The organism is Streptomyces sp. NPDC107546, from assembly GCF_055639175.1.
Genome location: NZ_JBVKBA010000002.1, coordinates 36,662 through 49,394, shown reverse-complemented (window position 1 = coordinate 49,394; position 12,733 = coordinate 36,662). Strand labels below are relative to the sequence as shown.

Below are 12,733 nucleotides of genomic sequence, written 5' to 3'. Positions count from 1 at the left end.
TGTCAGGCAGCGCGCTGTTCCTGGTGGTGAGCGCAGGTGGCGCACATGCCGAGTGAGGGCGGGATGACGTATCCGGCGTCCTGATGGCACTCGGGGCAGGTGCGGCGAGCGGCGTTGGCTTTGGCGAGCGCGCGCCATTTGGCGTCCGTCATCGGTCGGACCGGTTGGGCCAGGTCGATGCGGTAGAGGTAGGCGACCAGCGGCCCACGGCGGCGGCGCGGCCGTTCGAGCTGAGCGGCCACGTCCTGACCGCCGGGGCGCAGACCGCGCGCCCGGAGCTGTCGGCGGGTGGCGTATCCGTCCGGGGCGAGGCGCCACCGGAACCCCGGCAGCGTCCCCATCACGCGACGCGCTTCCACGCGGCCCGGAGGCGGACTTCGGAGGCGGAGTGGCCGGCCGCCCGGAAGCGGGCGGCCATCTCCCGGTAGGACAGGGCAGGGGTCTCGCTGTGGCGGATCTCGTCCACCAGCGCGTCAAGCTCCGCGTCGGTGAGCGCGGGCCCCGCGTCCAGGGCCGCAACCGGCTCCGTGGGTCCCCACACGGGCAGTTCCCAGCGGGGCGTGACGTCGGGCGTGACGCGGTTCGTCACGCTGGTCAGCGCCCTGCCGGTGTCCTCACCGGACCGGGCCGTCTCCAGCGTCGACCACGCGCGCGAGAGGGTCTGAGCGGTCTTGGCCTGTACGCGTGCGACACGGGCTCCGGCCTGCGTCACGGCCGTCAGCCGGGTCTCCTCGGTGGCGGCTTCGGCCCGGAGTCGGGCACGGGCCACGGCCGCTTCGTCCCGGGCCTCCTGCCGGATACCGCGGATGGCGTCCAGCGCGGCCGGGGTCAGCGCGGTCCGCTCCCACAGCCCATGGACCAGCCACAGAGCCTTGGCCGCGACCGGAAGCCACGCCACGGCTAGCCACGCGGCGCGCGCGGAGCCCTCAGCGGTGAGCGCATGCGCGACCAGAACCCCGGCGGCGATCAGGCCGAAGGACCAGCCGACGGCCGTGACCGCGTTGCTGTGGTCGCCCTGCGCCGCGAGGCGGCGTTCGTAGGCGAGAGTGGCCAGCCATCCGCCGTCGATGCCGAGACCGACGACCAGTGCGACGGGCCACGGCACTGCCGTGCCCAGCCAAATCACGACCACGGCCAGTGTGAGGACCATGGACACGGCCGTCATTGCGACGGCAGGCACCACGGTCTTCGCGCTCATCTTGGCACTCACGCGGCACCCCCCCGGCTGGCTCGCGCTGGCCGTGCGGTTGGTCAAGTCCCGGCGGGCGGTGAGCAGGCGGCGCCGGGCGCGGCGGATGCGCTGGGTGTCCAGCTCGGTCGGAGTGCGGTCCAGGGTGATGATCTGCGCGTCGATCAGGTCGACGTCCGCGAGGATGACGGGCATCTCGGCGTCGATGGCGTACAGCTCCGCGTCCGTCGGTTCCATCCAGTCGGCGAACGCGGTAACAACGTCCTGAACAGTGACGATGTGGCTCATTGGGTCGTGGTTCCTCTCAGCAGTGGAACGGCCCGCGCGGCGCCCGGGTGGCCCCCCGGGCGCCGCTTGCCGTTGAAGGTGATCCCGCGTGATGCGGGGACGTGCCGCCCTAGCGGCGGCCGTTGACCTCGGCGATCTGCACGTTTCGGGCGTGGCCGTCGCGAAGGCGTACGAGCGTGAAGCAACCCCCGCCCACGTCCGTGATGCGGTGCCGCTCGCCCTGGTACTGCACCTCCGTGCCGACCTGGTCGGCGTTCGGGTGCTTCGGGCTGGTGATCTTGCGCATGGTCTCCTCCTCTCGACTCCCCGCACCCCCGCCCGTACGGCCGCCGCGCGAAGCGCGGGACCGGACGGACGGGGGAGGCAGCCGACCGCGGCGCGAGGCGCTGCGGTCCGGAGGGGCGGACCGTGAAGGCGCTGGCGCCACCGGCCGGTCCATCCCGGCGGCGCCCTGGTATGTCGTCGGTTCACACCGACCTCCCGCAGATCGCAGGGACACGGCTTCACCGGTGCGCCGTTGCCACGGTGCACCGGTCCCGAGCCGGGAAAGTCGGGCGCGTCATCGTCACTGCTCTGACGCCAGCAGGGCGGCGCGCACCAGGTGGCGCCTGAGGGGTTGACCTCCAGAAATGAAGGGATGATCCCCAAGGCTGTCCTCCAGAGCTGGCACGCAGGGCGGGATAGGTTCACCCGCCTCGAAGGGGCCGCCGGCGGCATTCACCCAGCCGCTACGGGGACGGGGAATCTCACCCCATCGACTTGGCACGCTGTTCAGTTCTCAAGTAACGGGCGCTTCCTTCGAGCCCCTTTCGGAGCCCTCCGGGCGTCGTAAGTTCAGATTGACCTAGGTCAATCTGGCTGTCAAGCGGATCTGCCGAAGGATCAGAGATTGACCTAGGTCCCGGTACTCTCGAAGCCATGGACCAGAGCGCCGAAGCGCCCAAGGCATCGCCCACGGCCAAGCAGATCGCGGCGGAGTTTCGCGAGAAGATCACGGGCCCCGACCGCGAGTACGAGCCCGGAGACCGCCTCCCGGCCGCTCGCACGCTCGCCAAGACGCTTGGCGTGCAGCTCATGACCGTTCAGAGCGCGTACGGTCAGCTCCGCGACGAGGGGTTGGTTCTCACGCAGCAGGGTCGTGGGACGTTCGTCCGAGACCCCTCAACGCCCCTCGGCAGCGAGCCGGGCAGCAGTCCGACGTTCACCGCGTTGGCGACGGAGCTGAGCACGATCCATGACGCTCTCCGAGTGCTCGGGGAGCGGCTTGATCGCCTTGAGCGGCTTGTAGGTGGCGGGACTCCACCTTCGCCGTGAGTTCGTCCGCGCGCCTCAGCAGGTGCTCGATCTTGGCGCGGGCCTCACTCAAACTCGCTTGTAACCACGCGAGTTCGGCAGGCGTCAGACCTTCCAGCCCACTGCCTCGCTCATTGATCCCTGGCATGGCAATCAGCATGTAGCCAGAAGCGAAGAGGGACCCGGACAGACTGTCCGGGTCCCTCTTTCTTGCAGGTCAGGACGGTTGACGGGTCGTCATTGCCGCCTCCACAGCATCGAGCACCGCCGTCCACGGGAGTTCACGCCCCGCCGGCGCTTCCCGAGGTTCGTACAACGGCCACACATCCGGTCCGTACACAACGTGCACGCCTCCCGCCCGAAGGGTCTCGATGTGGTGCTGCCAGGCCGGGTGTCGAGCGTGCGCCGCGTTCACGCGCGGGAAGACGACGACCGGCAAGCCGAGCGTGCCGATAGCCTCGCCCACCTGGGTGAGCGCCTGGTTGTCCATCACTCCGGTCGCAAGCTTTGCCACCATGTTGGCCGACGCGGGGGCGACCACGTAGCAGTCAACCGGCGGATGCGGTCGAGCCTCGCCGGGAAGGCGCGGCTCGTCACGCACGGGAAGACCGGTCAGCTTCTCTAGCCGCTCAACTTCCCCGCTCATCCGCAGCCACTTACCAGCGGTCGGAGTCAGGGTGACAGCCACCTGCCATCCGCGGTCCATCGCAGGCTCGACAAGGCCAGTGCGCAGCGCCTCTACGCCCCCAGCCGCCGACCCGACGACTCCCAGCACCCTGCGCTTGCCTGAAGTCACTGCACCGCCCTGCACCGTTGAGCCATCACGAACACTTCCGACGAACGCGAGCCGCTCGTGACCGGTGACTGTTTGATCAGGTCTCGCAGCGTCTCGCGCACCCTGGGATTGTTGCGTACGAGCTGGGGCGACGTGCGTTCAGCGGTTCGCAGCTCCTCGAATGCCTCGTCACCGCGGCCGGCGAGCGACAGGGCGCGCGCGAAGTCGATCCGGTGGGACACGCTTCGCTCTTGCGGCATGTGGTCCACGTTGATCCGGCCGTGTTCCACCACGTACGACACGTTGTCCAGGTCCAGCTCGACGGACAAGCGGTGCAGCAGGACGTTTGTGGGCCCGAAACCGGTCTGCCAGTAGTTCTCGTCCGAGCCGAGATCGTCCCCGAGTTCTTCGGCTCGGTTCAGCAGGCTCGTGGCGGTAGGGCGGTCCTGATGACGTGCTGCCGCGACGGCAGCGCGCAGGTGGATCATCCCGAGCAGACTGATTGCCGCGGGGTCGTGATCCGTCACCTGGGAGGACAGCCACGCAGCCGCCGTGTTGCCGAGTTCCAGCGCGTCGTCATACCGGCCGTTGGCCAGCAGCGCGTGCGTGCCCGAGCGGGCCGCCGACGCCAGGACAAGCGGGTCATCTGACTCGTCTGCGGCTCGCATCGCGCGCTCCGCAGCGAGCCACGAGATGTCCGACTCGCCGATCTTTGCGAGGGTCGTAGCTGCAAGATGGTGAGTCCTCGCCGACACTGCCCAGCAGTCGCCATGGTCCTCGCCGCGGCGGGCCGCTCGCTCCTCTAATTCCTGTGCGGTCTGCAGCAGGGCGGGCAGAGCGGCGATGACGCTGCCGAGCCGTCCCCCCTGGTAGTCGTCCCACGCTTGCTCCACACGCATGGCCACGGGCGCGGGAGTGGGGAGCTGCGCCTCAGCGTCCGGGCCGAAGAGCAGTCGCGAGAGCCGCCGGGGGCTCATGAGAGCGTCACGCACCGCGGGGACGTCGTCTTGCTGCCTCTCGTCCTCCATGAGCACGGTCTGACCGAGCAGGTCCCCGAGGGGTACACGCAGGATGCGCGACAGCTCCGCCAGCATGTCGATGCGGGGTGGCTTCCTACGGCCAGTCTCGATCTTCGCCAGCCAGTCAGTGCTACGGCCTACCAGGCCGGCCAGAACCTCTTGGGTGTAGCCGCGACGCTTGCGGTAGAACGCGATCCGCTCACCGATGCTGAGGTGATCTCCATGGCCACGCATTGCGTGCTGCCTCCTGCTGAGTTGAAGGGCCCGTTTAACCGTACTGAGCTGTCGGCATGGCCGGTAGGACCAGCGTGACCCTGGCCACCGGTGTGATCCGCCGATGACGAGGGGGCCCGGACGAAGCGTCCGGGCCCCCTATGTCGGGCGGTTCTACTTGCTCTTCGGTTTGAAGGTCATCTGAATGCGGGCCAGTGTCGGTACGGACCCGAGCAGCTTGATGCGCTTACTGAAGCTTCGCAGGTTGACCTTGCTGAAGGTTGGTAGATCTTGTGGAATTCGTTGAGCCCCGTCGAATGCAACGGCGTAGGTCACGAATTTGGGAGGTACGTTGGATGCCGCATCGACGAGCTCCGCGTTTATAGATCTCACAGCTTCGATGAAGGCGTCTCGGTACGCCGCATCTGAGATTATAGTCTGTGCGGACACGAATCCCTGGGAGAACAAATGGCTGAGCGTCTGGCTCCCTGAATACGGCTTGACGTGTATTAGGTAGCCACTGGCATGAAGCAAGTCGCAGGCTTCTATTTCGTCGCCCTCTACGGTGTAGATCTTATGCCTGTCCAGGCAGATGAGGTCCGAACGTCCGTCCGCCGCGTTCTTGTTGAAATGCTTCTCCCAGTTCTTCTTCGGGCCCCAGTCGTCCCAAGTTATCAACTGCAGATCGTCTGTGACGTCTTGGATTTGGGAGAGATCTTCATCAAGCTTTTCTGTGTACTTCTCTGCTAGCGCATACCACTTGCCGAGAGTCAACAAGTAGCGCCTACTTTGGTCGCCCGCCTCGAATATAAGCCAGTGCTTCAGCGGCTTTGCCGGGCTGGCAGACTCGCCGTTCGAGTCGCGAGCCTGAATCTTGATGTCGCTGAGGCAGGATACGCCGAACTTCCCTGGGAACTTCTCAAGGGTTGCGCGAAGCGCATCAACGTTCATCGTGTCAAAAACTTCTTCAAGGTCATTTCTGTAGACGATGAAGTCATGCACATTCTCCACTGACACGTCATCTGGAGGCGCGAATGAGAGAATGTGAACGTTGAGGCTGCTGACTGCAAGCTGATCGAGTGGCTTCCCCTGCGGCTTGCGGGCGCGGTCGCCGAACAGCTCATCGACTAGGAGCTTTTCTAGATCTTTGACTATATCGCTCTTAAGTCGCAGAGGCTCCAGTGAGTCGATAAAGGCAAGATCCTTGTTGGTGGTACCTCTTTGCGCAGTGTCAAGCATCTTGCTCAAGATCTGCTGAACGTTGTTCAGGTCCGTGTCCACCTTGAAGGAGACTGAATCTGTCGCTACCACAGCCCCAAGGTCAGGAAAATCTATGCCTGTGTCGAGTCTGCCGACGAGTTTCCTTGTGAACTCGCCATCTAGCTCAATTTCGAAGTCGCTGATTGCTGAGTTGGACGGGATCTGTACCCATTGTGAACGGGCAGAGGCATCGATTCTACGACTGCCGATTCCGCTCATCGCGTTGCTGTCGAATTGTCGGGCGGCGAATTTTAGGCCGAAGTTGGCTTCGACCCATGACCACTCAAGTGTGGAACTCCCGTAGCCAAAGCAGACGGCGAAAACCCGATCAGACACCGGGAGGAAAATGACGAGTCGATTCGAGTAGTTCAAGACCGCTTCTAGCTCCGTGAACACAGGGGCTAGTAGCTTTGCCCATGAAGGTTGCTTCTCCGACATGTCTTTCAGGTATGCGACGCAACCCTTTGGCGCTAGCTGTGAGTCGGCAAGCTTCCTCATGCCGTTACTATTGCCTGGCCTGTATTGCGGCCGGAAAGCATCCTCGTACGAGTCGAGTCCTTCCCGAAGGAGGAAGCAGTTGAAACGTAGCGTTGGAGCCCCATTGGCCATGACTCACACCACCCCCCAGCGACGTAAGGGGTTTTTTGTACCACACGGCGTCAAGTTAAGGAATAGTTTCTGCAGCCACGCGTTTTTATACGAACATGCATTCGCTTCTGTGGATGGGTCGGGCGGGCCTCGACGTAGGCCGAGGGTGGCGAGAGAAATCCTGCGTTCGCGCAGCTAGATACAGGTGCCGGCCGCAGCCGCGACCGCTCCGAGTCGTAGTGTCGCTGCCTCTCTGTGCAGCGGCCGGAAGTAGATGGTCCTTCAGTCACCTGCGCTGGGCAGACTGTGACTGTTCCCCGCGACGACAGGAGGGCACGTGGGCGAGGACCCGAGGGCGCTGGAACATGAGGACGGCATCGTATGGACCGAGGACATAGAGCAGTTCGACTACGTCGGGCAGTCCGTTGAGCGATCCGTGTCGACTCGTCGGGGGCGAGTCCCCTGGCGCGGCAACGGGCGCCGCGTCGGCTACGCGGTGCTTGAGGCGGATGCCCCGAGTGGCGTCGTCCCTGGGAAGTTCGTCCGACGCGTCTTTTGGGTCAAGGACCACGACAGCAGCCGACTGCGTTTTTGGCTGATCCGTCGACGCGCTTCTCATTCTTCAATTTTCTGCCCAGAGCTGATTGCGGATCCCCTTATTGAATAGGTGACGATCACGTTGAACATGTTCCGGACGCGGTCGGGCATGGATTGGAGGAGGAGTTGAGTTCGTTCCACCTCTTCCTTTGACTGGAGGTCGAACGCTCTTGTTAGAATCGGGAGGACGTCGTCGGGGGTGAACCTATGTGCCGCGTCGACCTTGCGGAGAACCTGTTCGGGTCCGTACCCCAGTCGAGTAGCCAAACTGTCGACTTGGTTGCTCCCTGCCTGCTGACCTCCTGAGGTTGATATGAAGGTGTCCGATGAATCGGAAGTATTTCGCTGATCTTGTCTTCCTTGCCTCACCTCTTTCAGCTCGGTCTCTAGGTCTATAACCCGCTGCTGAGCTGCGGTTAAGTATTCGCGCGCGATTTCATAATCGCGAATTGCCCGCTCCGCGTCTTGGTGTGCCTTTAGTCGCGCCCCTTCGGTTTCGGCATGCAGCGTTGCGGCGCCCTCTTGTTCAATTTCTGGTTTCTTTGTCTCGGTCTCTCTTCCCCTCTCGTTTTCCTTTTGTTCGGCACTCTCAATCTGGCGTTCCAATTGGTCGCATCGCTCCTCTGCGAGCATGCGTGCGTTTACCGCTTCCGTAAGCTGTTTCTTGAGTACCTCTACCTCCGCTTGAAGTTGGTCTCTTTCTGCACGCAGATTCTGTGTTTCCGACGCAAAGAGTTCAATTTCCGAGCGGGCGGCCTGCCTGTCTGCCGCTCTCGCGGCGCGCAACGCCCTGAGTTCTACGTCCAGTTGCTCTACCTGTTGCTGAGACTCATGTAGTGCTTGTCGAAGCAGTCGTTCCAAAGAGGCTGCTTCGCGTGCCTGTTCGTCAGCTTCTTCGAGTAGACGTTGGAGGTCGACGGTTCTCCTTGCACCCGCGCTTGCTCCAGCGGCGCGAACGTAGAGTTGACGCAACAGCGCGACTGTCTCATCGCTTGTTTGTGTTTCCCGCTCTTCTGCTACGTGTGCAAGCAGGTTGACGACGAAATTCCATGACGGGACTCTGGCCCCATTGAAATAACGAGAAAGGGTCCCCGGGTCTGTGTGGCAGCGGGCCGCATACCTCCGCAATGAAATCCCGAGTGAGTCGAAGAGGGTGCGGAGAGCTTCGGCAAGGGCGCGAGTCTCTTTCGGTGTGCCGTCGTCGATCTTCTCTAGCGTTCCCACGCTACCCTCCCCGTTGGGTGTTGCTTGCTTGGCAACGCTACTGTTGCCAAGCAAGCAACACTGCATTCGTCCACGTCAAGGGCATGTGGGCCCTTGACGTACGTGACTAGAACTCTGCAGCAAGCATGCCCGTTGCTGCAAGAGCAACACCTTTCCCGTCGTATCCCCCTTGTTGCCAACGGAGAGCAACACCCCTGTTGCCGCTTCTGCAACACCGTCCCTCACCGGCAAGCTGTTCAACAGATGACCCGGGCGGGTGCCCGTCAGAGAAAGGTGAAAGTGTGACTCCCCGCGTGACCTCCGACTATTCGCATGTAGCTCGTCTCTTTGATTTCCTGGCTTTTGTGGGAATTCTTTCCGTCATCCTCACTATTGCCTGCTTGGGGACGGGAGCAGCCTCCATCGCTTCCATCGCGGCTCTGGTAGGCGTCTGCGGTCGCATCTGGGTCGCCATCAGCCGCCCGGCGGGGGACGTCCCGCAAGGACAAGGCGAACGTAACCTTGACCCCTGGCAGCTGGCGGGCGAAGTTCGAAACTGAGCGACAGACGGATGGGAGCGCCGGCGAGGCCTAACGCGTCGTCCCCGCATATGTGTGGGGTGCCTGTGGGGCAGGCGGCTTCCGCGCGACACCAACGACCAGCTCAGCGCGGCATGCCCGCGCGGCCTGTAAATCTGCCGGCTCAGCCGTCCGAGGTTCGAATCTTGGCCCCGCCGCAACGGCGAGGCCCTTCTCGTTCAGGTCATCGGCCGCAGCACCTCCGGGCCGTGTCTGGGCCGTCCCGGGTCGGCCAACGACCACTGACAACGACTATCAACGACAGCGTTCCCGCTGGTCATAGCGACTCCTCGAACAGGGCTCCGAGGTAGCGGCGCCGCAACATCACTTCTTCGACGTGTGAGCCGGCCGCTGCCGCAGCACTGACACGGAGCCCCGTCCCCGCCCCCGGGTGGAGACGGGGCTCCGTCGTTTCCCCGGGACGTCCCGGAGAGATTTCAAGAGGCACTCTTTGCCTGCCATGGAGCCGTTCGGAACCGGTTCATGGGTCGGGTTGGGCGCACAATGGGGATGGGACGAGTGCCTTACTGCGGGGTACTGCGGGGTGATGCACGATGCGGAGCCGGTTCCAGAGTGATCGGCGGTTGACCGTCCGGATGACGGTCACGCTGTTTCTGCTCGGATTGCTGTACGTGGCGTTCGTCGCCGCGTTGATCGCGTTGCTGAAGTCCTGGGTGCTGGTCGTCGTGATCGCGGCGGCGGCACTGGGCGCGCAGTACTGGTTCTCGGACCGGATCGCGCTGTACGCCATGCACGGGCGGATCGTGGAGCGCGAGGAGTATCCCCAGCTGCACGGTGTGGTGGACCGGCTGTGCGCCGTGGCCGACATGCCGAAGCCGCTCGTCGCGGTCTCCGATCTGGACATGCCGAACGCGTTTGCGACCGGTCGCAACCCCGATCACGCCGTGCTGTGCGTGACCACCGGGCTGCTCAGGCGGCTGGAGCCCGAGGAGCTGGAGGGTGTGCTCGCCCACGAGCTGTCGCACGTGGCGCACAAGGACGTCGCCGTGATCACCGTGGCGTCGTTCCTCGGAGTGATCGCCGGGCTGGTGGTCCGGTTCGCGTTCTACTCGGAGCTGTTCGGCGGGCGCGGCCGCAAGGATCAGAACACCATCGCCGTCTTCGGCGCCGTCATGGGGATCTCGGCGCTCGTCTACGCGATCAGCTTCCTGCTGATCCGGGCCCTGTCCCGGTACCGGGAGCTGGCCGCGGACCGCGCCGCCGCGCACCTGACCGGCCGGCCCTCGGCGCTGGCGTCCGCGCTGACCAAGGTAACCGGGGACATCGCCCGCATCCCGACGCAGGACCTGCGGACGGCCCAGGCGTTCAACGCCTTCTACTTCACTCCCGCCTTCGGCGCCGACCCGGGCATCTCCCGTCTGTTCTCCACGCACCCGACCCTGGAGCAACGGCTCGAGCAGCTCGCCCGTATCTCCGCGGAGCTCGGCGAGGCGACGGCGCCGGGAAAGGCGGGCTGAGCGCCGATGGGGTTCCTGGACATCCTGCTCGGCCGTACGAAGCCGGTGGCACCCGACCTCGACCAGCTGTTCGCCCTGCCGTCGGCGGCGATCACGCTCGAGGCCGCCGCCGGGTTCACCCCGACGGGGACCGGCGCGGTCTGCTTCGCCACGGTGGAGGGCGGCGCCTTCACCCAGGCCAACCAGGAGGTACAGGCGCTCCTCGACGCCGACACCGACCGCACCGGGCCACCCGTCGAGCTGCAACGGGACGACTACGGCTACTCGTGGCTGGTCTCCCGCCGCACCCCCGACCAGCTGTCCGCCCTGGTCAACGATCTGCACGCGGTGAACAGCGCGATGGAGGTCAACGGCTTCGGACCGCAGCTGCTGTGCTCGGTGGCCGGCTTCCAGGACGCGAGCGGGCGCCGGCTGGAGCTGGTCTATCTGTACAAGCGGGGCACCTTCTATCCGTTCGCGCCGCTCGCCGGGCAGGGCGAGCGGCGCGACAACGCGCTGGAGCTGCAGATCAAGGCGGCCCTCGGGAACGATCTGCGGATCGAGCAGGATCTCGGCCGGTGGTTCCCCATCTGGGGCGCGCCCGGCCTGTGACGCCTGCTCCTCCTCGCGCTTCCTACTTGCCGCCCTCCCGACGGCGGGCCTCGAAGGGGCGCTCGCGGCGGTAGCGGCGCTCCCACTTGGCCTGCTGGTCACGGCGCGCGCGGTACTCCTGGTAGCTGGCCGCCGAGGCCGGGGCGCCCGGGGTGCCCGTGGGCGACGAGCCGCGACCGTACCGCACGTAGAGGACGAACAGCGCTATGGCGGCGAGCCACCAGATGTGGTTGCCGAATCCGAAGAGGACGAGGACGACGGTGCCGGCAAGGATGATGGTGCCCATGACGCCCTCCTTCGCTTGGTGAGTGGTTGTGCCACGGGGGTTGGACGGGGTGCCGGGGATCGGTGACCCCATCGGATGTGTGTCCAGCGTAGGGAGGGGGTCACTGCGGGTGCATCTGCTTTTCGATCCGAGGGAGACGGCATGGGCGGCGGAGGGCGGCACATCGGGACGGTGGAGCGGCGGGCCCGGCTCGCGGTGCGGCACCGGCTGGGTGCCGGGTCGCGGGCGGTGACGCCCGAGGAGGTCGCCGGGTCGCTGGTCGCGCTGCACGGCACGGATCCGGCCACGGTGTACCTCGCCGTCGGTGCGCGCCTCGCGGACGCGGACAAGACCGTGGCGGAGGTCGAGCGGGCGCTGTACGAGGACCGGACGCTGGTGCGGATGCACGGCATGCGGCACACCGTGTTCGTGTTCCCGGCCGAACTCGCCGCCGTGGTGCACGCGTCGACCGGCCTGGTGAACGCGGCGAAGGCCCGTGCCGCGCTGGTCAAGGACATGGTGTCCGGAAGCGGTGGCCGGCTGACGGCTCAGTGGCTCGCGGAGGTCGAGGCGTCGGCGCTGGCCGCCCTGGCCCGGCGCGGTCAGGCGACCGTCAGCGAGCTCACCCGGGACGAGCCTCGGTTGAAGGAGCAGTTCACCTACGGCGCGGGCAGGAGCTACGAGGCCCCGCACACCGTGTCGTCGCGCCTGATGCGCGTCCTGGGCGTCGAGGGCCGGGTCGTCCGGGGCCGCCCGCTGGGTGCGTGGACGTCGTCGCAGTTCCGTTGGGCCATCGCCCCGCCCCACCCCGAACTCCCGCCCGCAGAGGCCCAGCGGGAGCTGCTGCGACGCTGGCTGGCGGCGTGCGGGCCGGCCACGGAGGGGGACCTGAAGTGGTGGACGGGCTGGAGGGTCACGGAAGTGCGCGGGGCGCTGACCGCGATCGGGGCGGTACCGGTGACGCTGGACGACGGGGCGACGGGATATGTGTCGCCCGGCGACGAGGAACCGATGCCGCCCGCCGAACCGTGGGCGGCCCTGCTCCCGGGCCTGGACCCGACGGCGATGGGCTGGCAGGACCGTGACTGGTACCTGCCCCCCGAGCTGCGCCCGGCCTTGTTCGACCGAAGCGGCAACGTGGGCCCGACGGTGTGGTGGGACGGCGGGGTGGTCGGGGGGTGGGCTCAGCGGGCGGACGGTGAGGTGGTGTGGCGTGTGCTGGACGGGGAGGGGTTGGGCCGGGAGGCGTACGAGGCGATCGAGCGGGAGGCGGCCCGCCTCGGGTCGTGGCTGGCCGGCACCCGGGTGACGCCGCGCTTCCGGACACCGCTGGAGAAGGAGCTGTCGAGCTGACTGCAAGCCCCAGCCGACGGCACGGCAACGCCGGGCGCCCAAG

General features: G+C 65.8%; 14 protein-coding genes and 1 pseudogene. 6 read left to right on the top strand and 9 right to left on the bottom strand.

Annotated elements, in window-relative coordinates:
• Positions 1-2: 2 nt before the first annotated feature.
• From ACZ7L1_RS02755 to ACZ7L1_RS02740, 4 genes and pseudogenes are all read right to left on the bottom strand, one after another.
• Positions 3-341 carry an RRQRL motif-containing zinc-binding protein gene (locus ACZ7L1_RS02755; protein ID WP_471434215.1) on the bottom strand — a complete coding sequence of 113 codons (339 nt, stop codon included), beginning with the start codon at positions 339-341 and terminating at the stop codon, positions 3-5.
• Entirely contained in the window at positions 341-1,198 is an 858-nt protein-coding gene (locus ACZ7L1_RS02750) for a protein spdB (RefSeq protein WP_471434213.1), read from the bottom strand. Before ACZ7L1_RS02750 ends, ACZ7L1_RS02755 begins: the two co-directional genes overlap by 1 nt.
• 18 nt (positions 1,199-1,216) lie before the next feature.
• A pseudogene (locus ACZ7L1_RS02745) lies at positions 1,217-1,477 on the bottom strand (DUF6284 family protein); the annotation flags it as partial.
• 109 nt (positions 1,478-1,586) lie between these two features.
• Positions 1,587-1,763, bottom strand: a complete 177-nt coding sequence (locus ACZ7L1_RS02740) for a hypothetical protein (RefSeq protein ID WP_471433602.1) — start codon at positions 1,761-1,763, stop codon at positions 1,587-1,589.
• 632 nt (positions 1,764-2,395) lie between these two features.
• Between ACZ7L1_RS02740 and ACZ7L1_RS02735 the strand changes: the two genes are divergently transcribed.
• The gene (locus ACZ7L1_RS02735) at positions 2,396-2,791 is read left to right on the top strand and encodes a GntR family transcriptional regulator (RefSeq protein WP_471433600.1); all 396 of its coding nucleotides are present in this window, start codon (positions 2,396-2,398) and stop codon (positions 2,789-2,791) included.
• A gap of 196 nt (positions 2,792-2,987) precedes the next feature.
• On the opposite strand, the gene ACZ7L1_RS02730 is transcribed toward ACZ7L1_RS02735, so the two are convergent.
• The 3 genes from ACZ7L1_RS02730 to ACZ7L1_RS02720 all read right to left on the bottom strand — a co-directional run bounded on the left by ACZ7L1_RS02730 (position 2,988) and on the right by ACZ7L1_RS02720 (position 6,646).
• Entirely contained in the window at positions 2,988-3,545 is a 558-nt protein-coding gene (locus ACZ7L1_RS02730; RefSeq protein ID WP_471434211.1) for a flavoprotein, read from the bottom strand.
• Between the two features lie 17 nt (positions 3,546-3,562).
• Positions 3,563-4,798: a helix-turn-helix domain-containing protein gene (locus ACZ7L1_RS02725; protein ID WP_471433598.1), complete on the bottom strand. Its 1,236-nt coding sequence runs from the start codon at positions 4,796-4,798 to the stop codon at positions 3,563-3,565.
• A 153-nt stretch (positions 4,799-4,951) separates the two neighbouring features.
• Positions 4,952-6,646: a DUF6119 family protein gene (locus tag ACZ7L1_RS02720; RefSeq protein WP_471433596.1), complete on the bottom strand. Its 1,695-nt coding sequence runs from the start codon at positions 6,644-6,646 to the stop codon at positions 4,952-4,954.
• Between the two features lie 316 nt (positions 6,647-6,962).
• On the opposite strand from ACZ7L1_RS02720, the gene ACZ7L1_RS02715 reads away from it, so the two are divergent.
• Positions 6,963-7,292: a DUF6009 family protein gene (locus ACZ7L1_RS02715; RefSeq protein WP_471433595.1), complete on the top strand. Its 330-nt coding sequence runs from the start codon at positions 6,963-6,965 to the stop codon at positions 7,290-7,292.
• Here ACZ7L1_RS02715 and ACZ7L1_RS02710 read toward each other — a convergent pair.
• Complete coding sequence (locus ACZ7L1_RS02710) at positions 7,241-8,446, bottom strand: helix-turn-helix domain-containing protein (protein WP_471433594.1); 1,206 nt, start codon at positions 8,444-8,446, stop codon at positions 7,241-7,243. The genes ACZ7L1_RS02715 and ACZ7L1_RS02710 overlap by 52 nt on opposite strands.
• A gap of 293 nt (positions 8,447-8,739) precedes the next feature.
• Here ACZ7L1_RS02710 and ACZ7L1_RS02705 point away from each other — a divergent pair, with 293 nt between their 5' ends.
• The 3 genes from ACZ7L1_RS02705 (at position 8,740) to pspAB (ending at position 11,072) form a co-directional block, all read left to right on the top strand.
• Complete coding sequence (locus ACZ7L1_RS02705; RefSeq protein ID WP_471433593.1) at positions 8,740-8,985, top strand: hypothetical protein; 246 nt, start codon at positions 8,740-8,742, stop codon at positions 8,983-8,985.
• 572 nt (positions 8,986-9,557) lie between these two features.
• The gene (htpX, locus tag ACZ7L1_RS02700; RefSeq protein WP_471433591.1) at positions 9,558-10,481 is read left to right on the top strand and encodes a zinc metalloprotease HtpX; all 924 of its coding nucleotides are present in this window, start codon (positions 9,558-9,560) and stop codon (positions 10,479-10,481) included.
• A gap of 6 nt (positions 10,482-10,487) precedes the next feature.
• Positions 10,488-11,072 (top strand): PspA-associated protein PspAB, encoded by a 585-nt coding sequence (gene pspAB, locus ACZ7L1_RS02695; RefSeq protein ID WP_471433589.1) that lies wholly within the window; start codon positions 10,488-10,490, stop codon positions 11,070-11,072.
• A gap of 22 nt (positions 11,073-11,094) precedes the next feature.
• Here the strand turns inward: pspAB and ACZ7L1_RS02690 are convergent, their stop codons facing one another.
• Positions 11,095-11,358: a hypothetical protein gene (locus tag ACZ7L1_RS02690; RefSeq protein ID WP_471433587.1), complete on the bottom strand. Its 264-nt coding sequence runs from the start codon at positions 11,356-11,358 to the stop codon at positions 11,095-11,097.
• Between the two features lie 141 nt (positions 11,359-11,499).
• Between ACZ7L1_RS02690 and ACZ7L1_RS02685 the strand changes: the two genes are divergently transcribed.
• Positions 11,500-12,690 (top strand): winged helix DNA-binding domain-containing protein, encoded by a 1,191-nt coding sequence (locus tag ACZ7L1_RS02685; protein ID WP_471433586.1) that lies wholly within the window; start codon positions 11,500-11,502, stop codon positions 12,688-12,690.
• Positions 12,691-12,733: the final 43 nt, after the last annotated feature.

Coding starts and splice junctions, on each gene's coding strand:
- ACZ7L1_RS02755 (WP_471434215.1), bottom strand. CDS start 341: ATGGGGACGCTGCCGGGGTTCCGGTGGCGCCTCGCCCCGGACGGATAC.
- ACZ7L1_RS02750 (WP_471434213.1), bottom strand. CDS start 1,198: ATGAGCGCGAAGACCGTGGTGCCTGCCGTCGCAATGACGGCCGTGTCC.
- ACZ7L1_RS02740 (WP_471433602.1), bottom strand. CDS start 1,763: ATGCGCAAGATCACCAGCCCGAAGCACCCGAACGCCGACCAGGTCGGC.
- ACZ7L1_RS02735 (WP_471433600.1), top strand. CDS start 2,396: ATGGACCAGAGCGCCGAAGCGCCCAAGGCATCGCCCACGGCCAAGCAG.
- ACZ7L1_RS02725 (WP_471433598.1), bottom strand. CDS start 4,798: ATGCGTGGCCATGGAGATCACCTCAGCATCGGTGAGCGGATCGCGTTC.
- ACZ7L1_RS02720 (WP_471433596.1), bottom strand. CDS start 6,646: ATGGCCAATGGGGCTCCAACGCTACGTTTCAACTGCTTCCTCCTTCGG.
- htpX (WP_471433591.1), top strand. CDS start 9,558: ATGCGGAGCCGGTTCCAGAGTGATCGGCGGTTGACCGTCCGGATGACG.
- pspAB (WP_471433589.1), top strand. CDS start 10,488: ATGGGGTTCCTGGACATCCTGCTCGGCCGTACGAAGCCGGTGGCACCC.
- ACZ7L1_RS02690 (WP_471433587.1), bottom strand. CDS start 11,358: ATGGGCACCATCATCCTTGCCGGCACCGTCGTCCTCGTCCTCTTCGGA.
- ACZ7L1_RS02685 (WP_471433586.1), top strand. CDS start 11,500: ATGGGCGGCGGAGGGCGGCACATCGGGACGGTGGAGCGGCGGGCCCGG.